Genomic DNA, 16,400 nt, shown 5'->3' on the forward strand with positions numbered 1-16,400 from the left:
AGCCCACCCACCCCGCCACCACCACCTCCGCCACCCGCCGCGCGACCGCCGGCCCCATCCCCACCGGTCTCGCCGCCCCCCGTGCCCCCGGCCGAGGGCGGTGCCCGGTGAGCCCGGCCGCGGCGGCGACGCTGCGGGACTTCTACGAAGATCCCGCCGTGCCGGTGGCGTCCGGGGCCGGGCGCAGCCGGCGGCAGGCGCGGCTGCTGGCGCGCGCCCGGGGCCCCGTACGGGCCGGGGCGCCGGGCGCGACCGTGCTGGACATCGGCTGCGGCGACGGCACCGCGGCCGCCACCGCGGCGGAGGTCCTGGCCGGTCACCGCCTCATCGGCGTCGACTGGTCGCAGGACGCGCTGCGCCGCGCCCAGGCCCGTATTCCGTATGTCGTACGCGGCGAACTCACCGACGGCGGGCTGCCGTTCGCGACCGGCTCCGCCGACGCCGTCCTCTTCAGCGAGGTCGTCGAGCACCTCGTCGACCCCGATGCCGCCCTGGACGAGCTGCACCGGGTGCTGCGCCCCGGCGGCCATCTGCTGCTCTCCACCCCCAATCTCGCCGCCTGGTACAACCGCGGGCTGCTGCTCGCCGGTGTCCAGCCCGTCTTCTCCGAGGTGAGCATGCGCCGGATCCACGGCCGGCCCGGCACCCAGGTCGTCGGCCATCTGCGCCTCTACACCGCCCGCGCGCTCCGCGGCTTCCTGGCCGCGTCCGGCTTCGAGGTCGTACGGATCGCCGGTGCGCCGTACCACGACGTACCGCGCCCGCTGCGCCCCCTCGACCGGGCCGCGTGCCACCTCCCGTCGCTGGCCTCGATCCTGCTCGCCCATGCCCGCCGGAGAAGGGAGTAGGTCGATGCCGTGGTGGGGCGTGGCGTCCGCGCTGCTCGCCAACGTCCTGTACAGCACCGGTTTCGTGCTGGAGAAGCGGGCGCTGTCGGCGCTGCCCGCGCTGAGCACCCGGCAGCCCGCCCGGGTCGTCGGTCACCTCCTGTCCAGTCCGCTGTGGCTGGGCGGTTCGCTCGCGCTGGCCGCCGGGTTCGCCGCCCAGCTGGCCGTCTACCGCACCCTGCCGCTCGCCGCCGCGCAGGGCATCTTCGTGTCGGGCCTGGTGCTGTTGCTGCTCCTCTCCTCGGTCGTGCTCGGCGAGCGGACCAGTGGCCGGGAGCGGCAGAGCATCGTGGCGATCCTCGTCGCGCTCGTCCTGGTCGTCGCCTCCCTCCGCGGCGAGGACGCCCGGGCCGTCGCCCGCATCGCCCCGCCGGCGACACTGCTGGTCATCGCCGTCCCGTCACTGGCCGCCGGGCTGCTGCTCTACCGCTCGGCGGAACGGCGGGCCCGGCGCCGCCACCGCCTGCCGACCGCCGGCGTCCCCTACGGGGTGGCCGTCGGCCTGCTCTACGGCGTCAGCTCACTGGCCATCAAGGGCGTCTCCGGCCTGCTCACCACGCATGACGTCCCGGCCGCCGCCGGGCAGCTGTTCCGTTCGCCGTACCCCTACCTCCTGCTCTTCACCGGTGCGGCCGGTCTGGTGCTGTCCCAGACCGCGCTGCAGCGCTGCCGCGCCTCGGTGATCGTCCCCGTCTGCACCACCGTCACCTGTGTCTTCACCGTCGTCTGCGGCACCGTCGCCTTCGGCGAGCCGCTGCCCGCCGATCCGCTACGGCTGGCGCTGCGGCTGGGCGGCACCGCCGTCGCGGTGACCGTCCTGCTCGCACTCCCGCGTCACGACGCACCTCCCGTCCCCCGGGCCCCCGAGGCCCTCGTACCTACGTCCCCCGAGCCCCCGAGCCCGGCGCTCCGTACCAACCTCCCGCACACCCCTCGGAGTTGACCCATGAAGCCCGATGACCCGCTGCTCAAGATCCTCGTCTGCCCCCTGGACAAGGGCCCGCTCGCCCTCCTCACCCCCGAGGACGTCCTCTACAACCCCCGGCTGCGCCGCCGCTATCCGATCCTCGACGGCATCCCCCAGCTCCTCCCCTCCTCCGGCGAGCAGGTCACCGACGCCGAACACACCCGTCTGCTGCGCCGCCTCACGGACCAGGACCGGCGGCCGTGACGCTGGCCGCGCGGCTGGGACCCCGGCTGCCGGCCCGGCTGGTGTCGGCGCTGGCCGCCGGGCTCTATCCACGCTTCGAGCCGGAGCTGCGGCGCCTCGGCGATTTCTGCCCGCCGGGCGGTACGGCCGTCGACGTCGGTGGGTGGTACGGCCCCTGGACCCGGCGGCTGGCCCGGCGCGCGGACCGGGTCGTCACCTTCGAGCCGGTGCCCCATCTGGCCCGTCTGCTGGCGTCCGTGACGCCCCCTCATGTCGAGGTGTTCTCCGCCGCGGCCACCGACCACGCGGGCTGCGCCACCCTCTGGCTGCCCCCGGACGGCCGCGGCGACCGCGGGGTCTCCTCGCTCGTCCGCCGTGATCTGCACACGGCCGCCCTCGACGTGCCCTGTCTGCCGCTGGACGCGCTCGGCCTGGCGTCCGTGACGCTCATCAAGATCGACGTGGACGGTGCCGAACTGGCGGTGCTGCGCGGCGCCGCGCGCACCGTCGAACGGGAACTCCCGGCGCTGTTCGTGGAGTTGGAGTCCCGCATCCAGCCGCTCCGGCCCGTGCTGGACTGGACGGCGGCGCGCGGCTATCGCGGCTGGGTCCTGCCGCACGACCGCTGGCTGCCACTGGCCGACTTCGATCTGTCCGCCCATCAGTCCCGCACCTCCCACGTCGCCGAACACGGCCTGCTGAGGCGCTCCCTCGCCCCGCACCGCCGCTACGTCAATTCCGTGCTGTTCCTTCCGGACGGCGAGCGCCCCGGACCCCCCGCGGCCCCCGTCGTCCACGACCATGTCCATCATGAACCCCACCACTGACAATGACCCGCCCGCCGGCTCCGGCACCCCCTCCGACCTGCCCGGACCACTCGCGTTCCAGCTCGTGCTGCTGCGCCGGATGGCCGACCACCACCCCGGCCTGGTCGAGGACGCGCTGCGGGAGCTGGGGGCCTCGCGGGCGCAGATGCGGGAGGCCAACCGCCGCTGGCAGGCGCGGATGCACGCCCCGCGGGCCGGCGGCGTCCAACCGTACCGGGCGCTGCTGGGCGCCCCCGAGTCCGTCGCCCCCCGCCGGATCGGCGATCTGACCTGCGAGGCGCTGCTCTGGCCGGTCCCGCTCTGGCCCGATCTGCGGTTCGAGGTGCTCACCGCCGCCCGGGGCACCGTCTGGAACGCCTGGCTCGTCCGCGCACCGGGAGCCGCCGCCCCCGAGTTGCGCACGACCGCGGACCTGGCTCCGTGGTCGTGCACGGTCGACGAGGTGGCCCGCGCGTTCCCTCCGGCCCGCCCGATGGAGGGCAGCGCCCCGACCCGCTGGCGCCTGGCCTGCAAGGCCCCGGGGCCCGACGGCACGCCCCAGGATCTCGTCGCGGAATTCACCTGGGGGCTGTACCAGCGGCGGGTCGACTGAGCGGACCGCGCACCCGCCCGCGGTCACCCGTTCGCCCCGTTCCGCCCCCGCCCGTCCCCCGACCGGACGCTCTCGGCGGGCGGAGTTGTGCGGGCGCTCGGAGGATGGCGCACGAGCGGTCCGTGTGCACGGGCCGTATCAGCGGTCCGGTGAACGGGCCGTACGAGCGCTTTCGTCCATACCGGCCCACCGGGGAGGAATCACCCATGACCATCAGCCTCGCCCAACTGCGGCGCTGCTCGGCCGCCGTCGACCTCGGTGCGGCCCGGACCCGGGTGTACGTGAAGAACCAGGGGCTGGTGGTCGATGAACCGACCGTCGCCGCCATCAACACCCGTACCGGTGCGCTGCTGGCCGTCGGCGCACAGGCGGAGGTGATGGACGGCCGCACCCCGGACTACATCCGCGTGGTGCGCCCGGTCTCCGGCGGCACCGTCGTCGACATCGACATGGCCCAGCGGCTGCTGCGCACCCTGGTCGGCGACAAGTTGCGCAAGTCCTGGCGCCGCCGGCCCACGATGCGGGCCGCGGTCTGCCTGCCGTACGGGAGCGAGCCGCTGGCGCAGCGGGCCGCGGTCGAGACGCTCACCGGGCTGGGCGCGCGCCGGGTGGAACTGGTCGACACCCTGGTGGCCGCCGCGGTCGGCTCCGGGCTGCCGGTGGAGCAGCCGGAGGCGACCATGATCGTGGTGTGCGGTGCGGGGACGACGCAGGTCGCGGTGCTCTCGCTCGGCTCGATCGTGGCCGCGGAGACCGTGCCGGTGGGCGGCAACGCCATCGACCACGCGGTGGTCCAGCACCTGCGTCTGCACCACGAACTGATGCTGGCGGGCCAGTCCGTACGCCCGCTGCATCTGATCCTCACCGGTGGCGACGAGCTCACCCCCGGCTCCACCGAGGTGCACGGCCGGGACGTGGTCAGCGGTATGGCGCGCTCGGTGCACATCGACACCGAGCGGGTACGGGACGCCATCACCACGCCGCTGACCGCGATCCTCGACGGGATCAGTGCCGTGCTGCGCCGCTGCCCGCCCGACCTGGTCGCCGACCTCGGCGAGCGCGGCATCGTGCTCGCCGGCGGCAGCGCGCTGATCCCGGGGCTGGAGCCGATGATCCATCAGGCCACCTCGATGCCGGTGCACACCGCGGACCGTCCCGACACCTGCGCGGTGATGGGGCTGGGCGCGATGATCGAGGGCAAGGTGCAGCCGCTGCACCTGGACCCGATGGCGCCGTAGGAGCTGGACCCGATGGCGCCGCAGGGGCGCGGCGACACCCGGGTCCCCTGACGGGTGTTCCGTTACGGATGACGAGTGTTCCACGCCACCACGGCCGGGCGGTCGTGCTCCGTCCCCAGGACGCCGACCGCGCCCGTCTCGAACGTGAACAGCCCGCCCGCGGCGGCCGGCAGCCCGAGCCGGCGGGCGGCCAGCACCCGCAGGAAGTGCGCGTGCGCCACCAGCACCACATCGCCCCGGCCGGCCCGCAGCTCCGGGTCGAGCCGGTCCAGCACGCGGTCGGCGCGCGCCCCGATCTGCTCGGGCGACTCACCGGGATGCCCGTCGGGGCCGGGGACGACACCGTCGGAGAAGAGGTACCAGCCGGGCCGGTCGCGGTGGATGTCGGAGGTGGCGACGCCCTCGTAACCGCCGTAGTCCCATTCCCGCAGGTCGGGGTCGATCTGCGGCTGCGGGAGGCCCGCCAGCTCGGCGGTGCGCAGTGCCCGCACCATCGGGCTGGCGTGGACCTGCGCGATCTTCCGGCCCGACAGCAGCGGCCGCAGTGCGCGGGCCTGCTCCTCGCCGACGGCGGTCAGCGGCAGATCGGTCCAACTGGTGTGCCGGCCGTCCCGGCTCCACTCGGTTTCGCCGTGCCGGACCAGAAGTAGCTCGCTCACGAGCCCAGAGCCTACTGGGCCGCCCCGCCCTGCGCCTGCTCGCTCTTCTGGGCCTCGGCGACCGACGCCCGGACCTCGTCCATGTCCAGCGCACGGGCCTGGCCGATCACGTCCTCCAGCGCCGCCTCGGGCAGCGCGCCCGGCTGGGCGAACACCGCGATGTTGTCCCGGACGATCATCACCGTCGGGATGGACTGGATCTGGAAGGCCTGCGCGAGCTCGGGCTGCGCCTCCGTGTCGACCTTGGCGAAGATCAGGTCGTCGTGCTTCTCCGAGGAGCGCTCGAAGACCGGGCCGAACTGCTTGCAGGGGCCGCACCACTCGGCCCAGAAGTCGATCAGGACGAAATCGTTCCCGGAGACGATCTCGTCGAAGTTTTCCTTGGTGAGCTCAACGGTGCTCATGTATTCCCTGCTTCTGTCGAGGATGTGCTGCTGTTCGCACGGTCTCCGGCTGCGGAAACGGGTTCGCCCCGCCAGGTATTCCGTACGCCGTGACGTTTCCGTACTCCGCGGCGCATTCGGTACGCCGCGGCGCATCCGTACGCCGGACCGCCCCGCTCCCCTGCCCACCGACAGCATTCCTAGACATCCCGATCCACGTGGGAAGACACACGCCGGCGCCCGTCCTCCCCGTGCGCGGCGGCCTCATATCCAATACGGCGGCGAGGGCACGTCCGCTCCGCCGGATGTGGCCAGCCCCGCCCCGGCCGGGCTGCGCCCCGTCAGCCAGGCCAAGAGATCAGCCGATCGGCCCAGCACGACCGGGCCACCGGCACCGTCACCGCTCCCGATGGCACGGGCGAAGTCCGCGTCCGTCGCCTCGATCCGCACCGCCGCCACCCGCCCCGCACCGTCCCCACCCGCGCCCGTTTCCGCACCCGTTTCCGCAGCCTTCTCCGCATCCGCTTCCCGGCGGGCGAGGGCCGCGACGATGTCGTCCAGGATCCAGCGCACCGTGGCCGCCGGGATGTCCGCGAAGGTGTAGCCGGCGTCCAGGTCCGCGTGGTGGATCTCCAGTTCGCGCAGTCGGGTCTCCATCAGGCCGGCCGGCGTCCGCGTCTCCCCCGTACGCATCCGCACCCGCGCCTGCCACGCCGCTTCGGGCAGCGCCCGGAGGGCCGCCGCGAACCGTTCCGCGCTCCCCGCCAGGTCCTCCGCCAGCGCGGCAACCGGGCGGGCCGCCCCGGCCTCGATCTCCGCCGCGCGGGCCGCCATGCTCGGGTACTGCGGAATCGCCGTACCCGTACGCGCGCCCTCCAGCAGCCGGCAAAGACTGTCGGTGGCCCGCGCGAGATGGGTCAGCACATGCCCCCGGGTCCACGGCGGGATCAGCGTCGCCCCGCCGACCTGCTGGTCGGTCAGCCCCGCGACGGTGCCGGCCAGCCGCGCCATGGACGCATCGAGTGCCCCGCGCAACTCCTCCCGCGTCATCCCGGAGTCCCCCGCCGCACGCCCGCCGTCGCCGCTCCTGCTCCCACGCATGGCCATATGCCTGACCCAGCCTCCCCAAGCATTCCGATAGGTGAAAACAGAATGCCGCATTGCGATAGAAGGGGGAACCAGGTCAGGCGATCACGCGCAGCGAGCCCCCGACGGCCACCACTTCAGCGGTCCGGCGCCTCACCCACTCTCCTTCGCATAGTCCTTCGCCATACCGCCCGCGAAGTCGTACACCACGACCTGTTCGTCGCCGACCACCCAGGCGTCATGACCGGCCGGGCAGACGAAGACGTCGCCGGGCCCCACCTCGGTCTCCGCGCCGTCGTTCATCCGTACGCGCAGCCGTCCCTGGACCACGAAGCCGTTGTGGTGGACCTCGCAGCTGTCGGTCCCGGCGATCGGGGCCACCGACTCCGACCAGCGCCAGCCCGGCTCGAACGTCGCCACCGCGAAGTCCAGGCCGGTCAGATGCAGGGCCTCCAGGTGGCCCCGGGGAAAGTCCCGCCGCTCATCGGGCTTGTCGATCGGCTTGACCTCCATCATGAGGACTGCCTCCCTCCACCCCCTGTCGTTCCCGGTTTTCCCCACCCCTTCCATCGTGCGCCCGCCCTCTCCCGGACGAAATGTCGCCGTACCGGTGCCGTGGCCCGCAGCCGCCCCGCCCGACGGCTAGCATCCGGAACGATTCGCCCGGAACGCCCCACCAGAACGCCCCAGAACGTCCCACCGGAACCGCCCCGGAACGCCCACCGGAACCCCCGGAACGACCCGTCGGAACCACCGCGGATCACCGGGACCCCACGCTCCGGACACTCCGGGGGACCGCCGAGAACGGAGTCTCCGCCCGTGCCCCCTCTGCGCGTAGGCGTCGCCATCCTCACCATGGGAAACCGCCCCGCCGAACTCCGGGCCCTGCTGGATTCGGTCGCCAAGCAGGACCTCGCGCCGGCCCACGTCGTGGTGGTCGGGAACGGCTCGCCGCTGCCGCCCCTGCCGCACGGCGCCGTGGGGATCGAGCTGAGCGAGAACCTCGGCGTGTCCGGCGGCAGAAACGTGGCCCTGGACGAACTGCGCAAGCTCGGGGACGTCGACCTGGTGGTCGACCTCGACGACGACGGCCTGCTGATCAGCCCCGACGTCTTCCGCCGACTCGCCGAACTGCACGCCGCCGACCCGCAGTTGGGCATCGTCAGCTTCCGCATCGCCGACGAGCGGGGCCGTACCCAGCGCCGGCACGTCCCCCGCCTACGGGTCGGCGACCCCGCGCGCGGCGGCCTGGTCACCACCTTCCTCGGCGGCGGACACTCCCTCTCGCTGCCCATGCTCGACCGCATCGGCGGCTGGCCGGACGACTTCTTCTACGCGCACGAGGAGACCGACCTCGCCTGGCGGGCCCTGGACGACGGCTGGCACATCCGCTACGCCCCGGAGCTCGTGCTCCAGCACCCGTACACCTCCCCCACCCGGCACGCGGTCTACCACCGCATGGTCGCCCGCAACCGCGTCTGGCTCGCCAAGCGCCACCTCCCGGCCCTGCTGGTGCCGGTCTACCTCGGCGTATGGGCCGCACTGACGGCCGTCCGCAGCCGCTCGGCCGCCGGTCTACGGGCCTGGGCCGCCGGCTTCACCGAAGGCGTCCGCACCCCCTGCGGCCCACGCCGCCCGATGCGCTGGCGCACGGTCTGGCGCATGACCCGCCTCGGCCGCCCCCCGATCATCTGACGCCCACCGCGGCCATCGGGGCGACCACTCGCCCTCACCGCACCGTGCCGCATCACGACCACGCCGCGCCGAATCCGCCGACACGCCGCACCGCCGCACAAGACCGCCGGCAACGAAAAAGGGTCCTCACAATGAACGTGAGGACCCTTCCTGCCGTGCGTCGCCCGGAGCGCTCTGTCCTGCTCCAACAGGCTGCGGTGGGGCGGGTGGGACTCGAACCCACGGCCGACGGATTATGAGTCCGCTGCTCTAACCGGCTGAGCTACCGCCCCCTCGCGGCGCGTCGCGCACATTTGTGCGCGCCGTCTGCCGCAGCATAGCCGCTCATACGATCTGCTGCCCGTGAGGGCTGCCGTTCCGCGACCACGCATGCCCAAGAGGACTTCGATCACCGGGGTTTCGGTTCCACGGCACACGAAAAAGGGCCCCGTCCGGGACCCTTCCTCGATCTGCTCCCCCGACTGGACTCGAACCAGTAACCCTCCGGTTAACAGCCGAATGCTCTGCCAATTGAGCTACAGGGGATTGAGCTCCCCCGACTGGACTCGAACCAGTAACCTGCCGGTTAACAGCCGGCTGCTCTGCCAATTGAGCTACAGGGGATTGCTCCGTGTGCCTCGAATGCGTCGCTGTCCGGGCCTCCGGACGGCGGGCGCTCGCTGCGACACATACATTAGCGCAAGCAGGGGGGTGCTCCGCCAATCGGTATCGCCTCAGGTCACCTCGGGTGATCTCCGGCCCCGGAGGGTAGGCGCGCGGCACAGCCCGGCATCCCGGTGCGTACCGGCATCGGACGGGACCGAACACAGGGAAAGGTGGAGCGATGCGCTACCGGCTCACTTTCATCGCGGGACTGGCCACGGGGTACGTGCTCGGCGCACGGGCCGGCCGGGAACGGTACGAGCAGCTCCGCAAGGCCGCCCAGCGGGTCACACAGAACCCGGCCGTCCGTAACAGCGCCGAGTCGGTGGCGCTGACCGGGCGGGACGCGGCGGCCAAGGCGTTCGGGAAGGTCTCGGCCAAGGTCGAGGACCGGCTTCCGGCGTCCGTGAGCGACCGGGTGCGCTCCCTGCGGGAGCAGCGTTCCGCCGACGAGGACGAGTGGGGAACCAGCAACACCTGAAATAGGGGCGGGCCCGGCGGCATCCGAGGCGGACGGCGGGCGGCGGTCGCCGGGGGCAAACCCTGACTCTTTCCCTATGCGTCCCATGGGGCATCATCTGGGGCCATGGGGATAGTCGCCGGATTGGACAGTTCGTCCGAGAGCACACGGATCGTCGTCTGCGACGCGGACACGGGCGCCGTCATCAGGCAGGGGTATGCCCCGCACCCGGTCGAGAAGGGACCGGACGTCGACCCGCAGGCGTGGCTGATGTCACTCGGGGAGGCGGCGGGGAACGGGCTGCTGGAGGGCGTGCAGGCCATCGGGGTCGCGGCGCAGCAGCACGGGCTGCTGCCGCTGGACGCCGACGGCAACCTCGTCCGGCCGGCGCTGGTCGGCAACGACAAGCGGGCCCAGAGCGCCGCGGCCGACCTGCTGGACTCGCTGGGCGGCCGCACCGCCTGGGCGCAGGCCGTCGGGGCGGTGCCGCAGGCCGCGCACCCGGTGACCAAGCTGCGCTGGCTGGCGCGTAGCGAGCCGGAGCACGCGGCCCGGATCACGGAGGTCATGCAGCCGCACGACTGGCTGGTGTGGCAGCTGCTGGGGCGGCCGGCGCGGCGGACCACGGACCGGGGCGCGGCCTCGGGCACCGGGTACTGGTCGGCGGAGACCGCCTCGTACCGGCCGGATCTGGTCGAGCTGTCGCTGGGCCATCAGGTGCGGCTGCCGGAGGTGCTGGGTCCGTCCGGGACCGCCGGGTTCACCCCGGAGGGGCTGCTGATCTCGGCCGGTACGGGCGAGACCATGGCGGCCGCGTTCGGACTGGGCGTCGGCGAGGGCGACGCCGTGATGTCGCTGGGCGCCTCGGGGTCGGTGTTCGGCATCCATCACGAGGCGCTGGTCGACCCGAGCGGCACGATCACCTCGTTCGCCGACGCCACCGGACGGCATCTGCCGGTGGTGCACACCAGCAACGCGGTGCGGGTGCTGCGGGGCGCCGCGGAGATGCTGGGGACGGACCTCCAGGGCCTGTCCGACCTGGCGCTGAAGTCGTCGCCCGGTGCGTACGGCATGGTGCTGCTGCCCTATCTGGAGGGCGAGCGGACGCCTCATCTGCCGCACACCGCCGGGTCGTTGCACGGGATGCGGCGCGAGTCGATGAAGCCGGAGCATCTGGCGCGGGCCGCCGTCGAGGGCATGCTCTGCGGGCTCGCCGACGCGCTGGACGTGCTGCGCGGGCGGGGCGTGGCGGTGCGCCGGGTGTTCCTGCTGGGTGCGGCGGCGGAGCTGGCGGCGGTGCAGACGGTCGCGCCGGCACTGTTCGGGGTGCAGGTCGTGGTGCCGCAGCCGGCCGAGTACGCGGCGCTGGGCGCGGCGCGGCAGGCGGCCTGGGCGTGGGGGGTGGCGCACGGCACGCTCACGCCGGCCGCCGGGGCACCGGCCGCGCCGGGCGGCGGGTCCGCCTGGATCGATCCGCCGCAGTGGCCGGCCGCCGCGAGCCAGGTCTTCGAACCGGGCGAGGAACTGCCGGTCGGCCAGGCCGTGCGTCAGCAGTACGCGGCGGTACGGGACGAGGCCCATCCGGGGGCGTTCCAGCGGGAGGGGTGAGCGGGAGGCGTGCGCGGCGCGCGGGCCGTACCGGCGCGCGGGCCGCGGGCGCACCGTGGTGGTGCCGGTCCGGGGCCGTGCGCGGTCGGGGTGGCTCCGTCGGGTGTGGCTCAGTCGGGTGTGGCTCAGTCCAGGTAGCCGCGGAGCTGGTCGGCGAAGGCGTGGTCGCGGAGTTTGTTGAGGGTCTTGGACTCGATCTGCCGTATCCGTTCGCGGGTGACGCCGAAGATCCGGCCGATCTCCTCCAGCGTGCGGGGGCGGCCGTCGGCCAGGCCGTAGCGGAGCTGGACGACCTTGCGTTCGCGTTCGCCGAGGGTGGAGAGGACCGCGTCGAGGTGCTCTCGGAGCAGCAGGAACGCGGCGGACTCGACGGGTGAGGCGGCGTCGCCGTCCTCGATGAGGTCGCCGAGCGCGACGTCCTCCTCCTCGCCGACCGGGGCGTGCAGCGAGACCGGTTCCTGGGCCAGCCGGAGCACCTCGCTGACGCGTTCCCCGGTCAGGTCGAGGTGGGCGGCGACCTCCTCGGGCGTCGGTTCGTAGCCGCGTTCCTGGAGCATCCGGCGCTGGACCCGCACCACGCGGTTGATCAGCTCGACGACGTGGACCGGGACGCGGATGGTTCTGGCCTGGTCGGCGAGGGCGCGGGACATCGCCTGGCGGATCCACCAGGTGGCGTAGGTGGAGAACTTGTAGCCGCGGGCGTAGTCGAACTTCTCGACGGCGCGGATCAGCCCGAGGTTGCCCTCCTGGACGAGGTCGAGCATGGTCAGGCCGCGGCCGACGTAGCGCTTGGCGACGGAGACCACCAGGCGGAGGTTGGCCTCGATGAGCCGGCGTTTGGCCATCCGGCCGAGGACCACCAACTGGTCGAGGTCGTAGGCGAGTTGGGAGGACAGGTCGGGGGTGTTGGTGAGCTTCTCCTCGGCGAACAGGCCGGCCTCGACGCGGCGGGCGAGTTCGACCTCCTCGGCGGCGGTGAGCAGCGGGATCCGGCCGATCTCGCGGAGGTACTGGCGGAAGAGGTCGGAGGAGGGGCCGCTGCTGGTGTCGGCACGGGGCGCGGGGCCGGGCTCGGGCTCGGGCTCCGACTCGGGTTCCGGTGCGGCTTCCGCTTCCGCTTCCGGGTCGGTTTCCGCTGCCTGGTCGGTTTCCGCTGCCGCTCCTGCGTCTGTTTCTGCGCCTGTTTCTACGTCTACTGCCCGCCCGGTGGGGAGGGCCGGTCCGTGCTCCGGGTCGGGGGTGGGGCCGGGGCCGAGGACGTCCGGGGCGAGGGTCAGGAGCATTTCGGCGGCCGGGGGTTCGGCCTGCTGCGGGACCGTGAGGGGCTCGTCGGACGGATCGAGCAGCGGCCCGGCGACCGGCTCCGCGGCTGGTGGCGCGACGGGTGGCGGGAGCTGCGGGGCGGCGGCCGGCGCGTCGGCGAGGGTCTGGGTCTGCACGGGGGCGACCTCCAGGGTGATCGCTGCTGTGGCGGCAGAAAGGCCGGGTACGGTTGCGGCCGAGCCGCCGTCCGTCCCGTACGTCAAGAGCGGTTCCGCGGGGGTTTCCGGTGGCATACGACCGGACCCGCCGCGCTCCGAGGACTCAGGCACCGCTCCTCAGTGTGGAGTACGACACACTCCCGCCACGAGGGGCGTGCGACCACTTTTTGAGTCCGGTCCGTGACCGGACGGCTACCGCGGGGTGTTACGGGGTGGCGGGGAGGGCGTCGGGGTGGCGGGGAGGGGCGGGGTGGCGGGGGGTGTTGGGGGGCGCGGTCGGGGACGCGGTGGGGGGGCGGGGGCCCTAGCTAGGGGGCGGTCGAACGCCTCCCGTAGGGGTCGCGAGGGCCCCCTGCGGGGCCACAACGTGGCGGGGTGGTGAGGTATTCCGGCACGGCCGCGCGAAGTTGAGGAGCCGCGGTCGCGCAGGCACGGAGCCTCGCAGGCACGGAGCCGCGGTCGCGCGGGGGCACGGAGCCTCGCAGCCGCGCAGTGCGTAGGCGCGTCAACCGCCCGGCCGCGCGTCAGCCGCCTAGCCGCGCGTCAACCGCCTGGCCGCGGCAGCCTCCCAGCCGCCTCCTACAGTGCCGCGTAGCCGCGTTCGCGGAGGGATTGGCCGTATTGCTGGAGGACCCAGAGTTCGTTCTGGACGGCGGCCAGGTGGTCGGGGTCGGCGCGGGGGCCGAGGCGCTGGAGGGTGCCGCGGATTTCGGTGACGCGTTGGTTGACGGCGGCGAGGCGGACCGCGACCAACTGGACGCCGGCGTAGGCCTCGTCGGGGTCGCGGCGGGTGTGCAGGGGCTCGACGGTGAGCTCGGTGACCATCGCGCGGACGGTGTCGTCGGGGGCGGCCTCGCGCACCCGGGCGACGTAGCCGTTGTCGGCGGCGCCGGCCGTGGCGCCGCCGGCCTCCTCGATGCACTGGCGGACCACGGCGTAGGGCGGCGCGGTGAACTCGTCGGCGCCGTAGGCGTCGAAGGCCGGGGAGACCAGGTCGGGGCGCTGCAGGGCGAGCTTGAGGAGTTCGCGTTCGACGCGGTGGGCGGGGCTGCGGAGGTTGAGGGCCGGGCCGCGCGGGACGGCCGGGTGCGGCGGCTCGGCGGCGGCCGGGGCGGCGCCGGGGCGGGGCCGGCGGCCCTGGTCGGGGCCGGTGCCGTCGCGGCCGCGTTCGCGGGCCCAGCGGGCGAGCTGGGCGACCCGCTTGACCACGAACTGGGTGTCCAGGATGCCGAGCATGCCGGCGAGCTGGACGGCGCTCTCGTGCTGGATGGAGCTGTTCTTGATGTGGGCGACGATGGGCGCTGCCTCGTCGAGCGCGGCGGCCCGGCCGACGGCGGTGTCGAGGTTGTGCCGGGAGACGACGTGCCGCAGCGCGAACTCGAAGAGCGGCGTACGGGACTCGACGAGGTCGGCGACGGCGTCGTCGCCCTTGTTGAGCCGCAGGTCGCAGGGGTCCATGCCGCCGGGGGTGATGGCGATGGAGGTCTGCGCGGCGAACTTCTGGTCGTCCTCGAAGGCGCGCAGGGCGGCCTTCTGGCCCGCGGCGTCGCCGTCGAAGGTGAAGACGACCTCGGAGCCGGAGTTGTCCATCAGCAGCCGGCGGAGGATCTTGATGTGGCCCTCGCCGAAGGACGTGCCGCAGGTGGCGATGGCGGTGGTGACGCCGGCCAGGTGGCAGGCCATGACGTCGGTGTAGCCCTCGACGACCACGGCGCGGTTGCCCTTGGCGATCTCCTTCTTCGCGAGGTCGATGCCGTAGAGGACCTGGGACTTGCGGTAGAGGGGGGTCTCGGGGGTGTTGAGGTACTTGGGGCCGTTGTCGTCGTCGCGGAGCTTGCGGGCGCCGAAGCCGACGACCTCGCCGGCGATGTCGCGGATCGGCCACATCAGGCGGCCGCGGAAGCGGTCGATGGGCTTGCCGCTGCGGCTGTCCTGGGAGAGGCCGGAGACGATCAGCTCCTTGTCGCTGAAGCCGCGGCCGCGCAGGAAGCGGGTGAGGTGGTCCCAGCCGGCCGGGCTGTAGCCGACGCCGAAGTGCTGGGCGGCGGCCTGGTCGAAGCCGCGCTCGGCGAGGAACCGGCGGCCGATCTCGGCCTCGGGGCTGTCGAGCTGTTCGACGTAGAACTGGGCGGCGGCCTTGTGGGCCTCCACCAGGCGGGTGCGCTCGCCCTGCTGGCGGCCGGGGGTGTAGCCGCCCTCTTCGTAGCGCAGGGTGATGCCGGCCTGGGAGGCGAGGCGCTCGATGGTCTCGGCGAAGGAGAGGTGGTCGATCTTCATGATGAAGTCGACGGTGTCGCCGCCCTCCTGGCAGCCGAAGCAGTGGTACAGGCCCTTGGCGGGGCTGACGTGGAAGGACGGGGACTTCTCGTCGTGGAAGGGGCAGAGGCCCTTGAGGTTGCCGCCGCCGGCGTTGCGGAGCTGGAGGTACTCGGACACGACGGCGTCGATCGGGACCGCGTCCCGTACCGCCTTCACATCGTCATCGTTGATCCTGCCTGCCACGCGTGAATTCTACGGCCGGGGTCGGACAGTCCCGGCCGGGTGCGCGTCGGGGCCGGGCGGCCCGGGCGCGCGGTGGCGGGCATCGGCCCAGGTCATCCCTGCCGGGTCGGGCCGGCCAGGTCGGGTCGGGCCCGGCCGGGTCCGCGCGGAAGGCCCTCATCCGCCGGCGCCCGCCATCACCGCCAGGAACCGGTCGAGGCCGATGTTGCCGCCGGAGATGATCACGCCGGTGCGGGGCGGGAGCGGGCCGGCCCGGCCGGTGAGGAGGGCGGCCAGGGCGCTGGCGCCGCTGGGCTCGGTGACGATCTTGAGCCGTTCGAAGGCGAACGCCATGGCCGCGCGGATCTCGTCGTCGCTGACCAGGACCACCGAGTCGATGAGGCGCCGGTTGATCGCGAAGGTCAGGGCGCCGGGGGTGTCGACGGCCTGGCCGTCGGCGATGGTGCGCGGGACGGGGATGGTGACGGGGTGGCCGGCGGCCAGTGAGCGCCGGGTGTCGTCGCCGGCCTCCGGCTCGACGCCGATCATGCGGATGCCGGGGGCGAGGGCGGTGGCGGCGGTGGCCGAGCCGGCCATCAGGCCGCCGCCTCCGACGGGCACCAGCAGCACGTCGAGCGGACCGGTCTCCTCCAGCAGTTCCAGGGCGGCGGTGCCCTGGCCGGCGATGATGTGCGGGTGCTCGTACGGCGGGATCAGGGCCAGTCCGCGGTCCTCGGCGAGCTGCTGGGCGAGGGCGGCGCGGTCGCCGGTGTAGCGGTCGTAGCGGACGATCTCGGCGCCGTAGCCGGCGGTGGCGTCCGTCTTGGAGCGCGGGGAGTCCTCGGGCATCACGATGACGGCGTGGCTGCCCAGCTCGCGGGCCGCGAGGGCGACGGCCTGGGCGTGGTTGCCGGAGGAGTAGGCGACCACTCCCCGGGCGAGCTGTTCGGGGGCGAGCCGGGAGAGGGCGTAGTAGGCGCCGCGGAACTTGAAGGCGCCGATGCGCTGGAAGTTCTCGCACTTGAGGTGGGCCTCGGTGCCGGCCAGCGCGTCGAGGGTGCGGGAGCGCAGGACGGGCGTGCGGTGGGCCACGCCCGCCAGCCGCCGGGCGGCGTCCCGGACGTCGTCGAGGGTGACGGTGTCCGGGGCGCCGGTGCCGGGGCCGGCGGGGCGGGGGTGGCCGCTGGGGCCGCTGGGGCTCTGCGTCATAT

General features: G+C 73.5%; 16 protein-coding genes and 3 tRNA genes. 9 read left to right on the forward strand and 10 right to left on the reverse strand.

The window, feature by feature from the left end; translation table 11 throughout:
• The first annotated feature begins 107 nt into the window (after positions 1-107).
• From V2J85_RS37300 to V2J85_RS37325, 6 genes are all read left to right on the forward strand, one after another.
• Entirely contained in the window at positions 108-848 is a 741-nt protein-coding gene (locus tag V2J85_RS37300) for a class I SAM-dependent methyltransferase (RefSeq protein ID WP_330824083.1), read from the forward strand.
• Between the two features lie 4 nt (positions 849-852).
• Positions 853-1,830, forward strand: coding sequence for a DMT family transporter (locus tag V2J85_RS37305; protein ID WP_330824059.1), 978 nt, complete (start codon positions 853-855; stop codon positions 1,828-1,830).
• Positions 1,831-1,833: 3 nt separating this feature from the next.
• Positions 1,834-2,058: a Trm112 family protein gene (locus V2J85_RS37310; RefSeq protein ID WP_261951704.1), complete on the forward strand. Its 225-nt coding sequence runs from the start codon at positions 1,834-1,836 to the stop codon at positions 2,056-2,058.
• Positions 2,055-2,864 (forward strand): FkbM family methyltransferase, encoded by an 810-nt coding sequence (locus V2J85_RS37315; RefSeq protein WP_261951703.1) that lies wholly within the window; start codon positions 2,055-2,057, stop codon positions 2,862-2,864. Before V2J85_RS37310 ends, V2J85_RS37315 begins: the two co-directional genes overlap by 4 nt.
• A complete protein-coding gene (locus tag V2J85_RS37320; RefSeq protein ID WP_261951702.1) occupies positions 2,848-3,456 on the forward strand; it encodes a hypothetical protein in 609 nt (202 codons plus the stop codon). Before V2J85_RS37315 ends, V2J85_RS37320 begins: the two co-directional genes overlap by 17 nt.
• Positions 3,457-3,662: 206 nt before the next feature.
• On the forward strand, positions 3,663-4,694 hold the full coding sequence (locus V2J85_RS37325; protein WP_261951701.1) for a rod shape-determining protein: 1,032 nt from the start codon (positions 3,663-3,665) through the stop codon (positions 4,692-4,694).
• A 62-nt stretch (positions 4,695-4,756) separates the two neighbouring features.
• Here the strand turns inward: V2J85_RS37325 and V2J85_RS37330 are convergent, their stop codons facing one another.
• From V2J85_RS37330 to V2J85_RS37345, 4 genes are all read right to left on the reverse strand, one after another.
• Positions 4,757-5,353 carry a histidine phosphatase family protein gene (locus V2J85_RS37330; protein ID WP_261951700.1) on the reverse strand — a complete coding sequence of 199 codons (597 nt, stop codon included), beginning with the start codon at positions 5,351-5,353 and terminating at the stop codon, positions 4,757-4,759.
• 11 nt (positions 5,354-5,364) lie between these two features.
• A complete protein-coding gene (gene trxA, locus V2J85_RS37335; protein WP_330824060.1) occupies positions 5,365-5,934 on the reverse strand; it encodes a thioredoxin in 570 nt (189 codons plus the stop codon).
• Between the two features lie 66 nt (positions 5,935-6,000).
• Entirely contained in the window at positions 6,001-6,837 is an 837-nt protein-coding gene (locus tag V2J85_RS37340) for a maleylpyruvate isomerase N-terminal domain-containing protein (RefSeq protein WP_330824061.1), read from the reverse strand.
• 138 nt (positions 6,838-6,975) lie between these two features.
• The gene (locus tag V2J85_RS37345; RefSeq protein ID WP_330824062.1) at positions 6,976-7,338 is read right to left on the reverse strand and encodes a cupin domain-containing protein; all 363 of its coding nucleotides are present in this window, start codon (positions 7,336-7,338) and stop codon (positions 6,976-6,978) included.
• A gap of 303 nt (positions 7,339-7,641) precedes the next feature.
• On the opposite strand from V2J85_RS37345, the gene V2J85_RS37350 reads away from it, so the two are divergent.
• Complete coding sequence (locus V2J85_RS37350; RefSeq protein ID WP_330824063.1) at positions 7,642-8,517, forward strand: glycosyltransferase family 2 protein; 876 nt, start codon at positions 7,642-7,644, stop codon at positions 8,515-8,517.
• A 198-nt stretch (positions 8,518-8,715) separates the two neighbouring features.
• Here V2J85_RS37350 and V2J85_RS37355 read toward each other — a convergent pair.
• The 3 genes from V2J85_RS37355 to V2J85_RS37365 all read right to left on the reverse strand — a co-directional run bounded on the left by V2J85_RS37355 (position 8,716) and on the right by V2J85_RS37365 (position 9,120).
• Positions 8,716-8,789: transfer RNA gene (locus tag V2J85_RS37355), tRNA-Ile, on the reverse strand.
• A 180-nt stretch (positions 8,790-8,969) separates the two neighbouring features.
• Positions 8,970-9,042: transfer RNA gene (locus V2J85_RS37360), tRNA-Asn, on the reverse strand.
• Between the two features lie 5 nt (positions 9,043-9,047).
• Positions 9,048-9,120 (reverse strand) — tRNA-Asn (locus V2J85_RS37365).
• 220 nt (positions 9,121-9,340) lie between these two features.
• Here V2J85_RS37365 and V2J85_RS37370 point away from each other — a divergent pair.
• Both V2J85_RS37370 and V2J85_RS37375 read left to right on the forward strand, forming a co-directional pair.
• On the forward strand, positions 9,341-9,640 hold the full coding sequence (locus tag V2J85_RS37370) for a hypothetical protein (RefSeq protein WP_030416956.1): 300 nt from the start codon (positions 9,341-9,343) through the stop codon (positions 9,638-9,640).
• Positions 9,641-9,745: 105 nt separating this feature from the next.
• Entirely contained in the window at positions 9,746-11,227 is a 1,482-nt protein-coding gene (locus tag V2J85_RS37375; protein WP_261951623.1) for an FGGY family carbohydrate kinase, read from the forward strand.
• Between the two features lie 125 nt (positions 11,228-11,352).
• On the opposite strand, the gene V2J85_RS37380 is transcribed toward V2J85_RS37375, so the two are convergent.
• The 3 genes from V2J85_RS37380 to V2J85_RS37390 all read right to left on the reverse strand — a co-directional run bounded on the left by V2J85_RS37380 (position 11,353) and on the right by V2J85_RS37390 (position 16,398).
• Positions 11,353-12,783 (reverse strand): RNA polymerase sigma factor, encoded by a 1,431-nt coding sequence (locus V2J85_RS37380; protein WP_330824084.1) that lies wholly within the window; start codon positions 12,781-12,783, stop codon positions 11,353-11,355.
• A gap of 504 nt (positions 12,784-13,287) precedes the next feature.
• Entirely contained in the window at positions 13,288-15,210 is a 1,923-nt protein-coding gene (dnaG, locus tag V2J85_RS37385) for a DNA primase (protein ID WP_330824064.1), read from the reverse strand.
• 156 nt (positions 15,211-15,366) lie between these two features.
• Positions 15,367-16,398: a pyridoxal-phosphate dependent enzyme gene (locus tag V2J85_RS37390; protein WP_330824065.1), complete on the reverse strand. Its 1,032-nt coding sequence runs from the start codon at positions 16,396-16,398 to the stop codon at positions 15,367-15,369.
• Between the last annotated feature and the right edge of the window lie 2 nt (positions 16,399-16,400).

This window comes from Streptomyces bugieae (assembly GCF_036352915.1).
In the GTDB taxonomy this organism is placed as follows: Bacteria; Actinomycetota; Actinomycetes; order Streptomycetales; family Streptomycetaceae; genus Streptomyces; species Streptomyces endophytica.

Coding starts and splice junctions, on each gene's coding strand:
- V2J85_RS37305 (WP_330824059.1), top strand. CDS start 853: ATGCCGTGGTGGGGCGTGGCGTCCGCGCTGCTCGCCAACGTCCTGTAC.
- V2J85_RS37310 (WP_261951704.1), top strand. CDS start 1,834: ATGAAGCCCGATGACCCGCTGCTCAAGATCCTCGTCTGCCCCCTGGAC.
- V2J85_RS37320 (WP_261951702.1), top strand. CDS start 2,848: ATGAACCCCACCACTGACAATGACCCGCCCGCCGGCTCCGGCACCCCC.
- V2J85_RS37325 (WP_261951701.1), top strand. CDS start 3,663: ATGACCATCAGCCTCGCCCAACTGCGGCGCTGCTCGGCCGCCGTCGAC.
- trxA (WP_330824060.1), bottom strand. CDS start 5,934: ATGCTGTCGGTGGGCAGGGGAGCGGGGCGGTCCGGCGTACGGATGCGC.
- V2J85_RS37340 (WP_330824061.1), bottom strand. CDS start 6,837: ATGCGTGGGAGCAGGAGCGGCGACGGCGGGCGTGCGGCGGGGGACTCC.
- V2J85_RS37345 (WP_330824062.1), bottom strand. CDS start 7,338: ATGATGGAGGTCAAGCCGATCGACAAGCCCGATGAGCGGCGGGACTTT.
- V2J85_RS37370 (WP_030416956.1), top strand. CDS start 9,341: ATGCGCTACCGGCTCACTTTCATCGCGGGACTGGCCACGGGGTACGTG.
- V2J85_RS37375 (WP_261951623.1), top strand. CDS start 9,746: ATGGGGATAGTCGCCGGATTGGACAGTTCGTCCGAGAGCACACGGATC.
- V2J85_RS37380 (WP_330824084.1), bottom strand. CDS start 12,783: ATGCCACCGGAAACCCCCGCGGAACCGCTCTTGACGTACGGGACGGAC.
- V2J85_RS37390 (WP_330824065.1), bottom strand. CDS start 16,398: ATGACGCAGAGCCCCAGCGGCCCCAGCGGCCACCCCCGCCCCGCCGGC.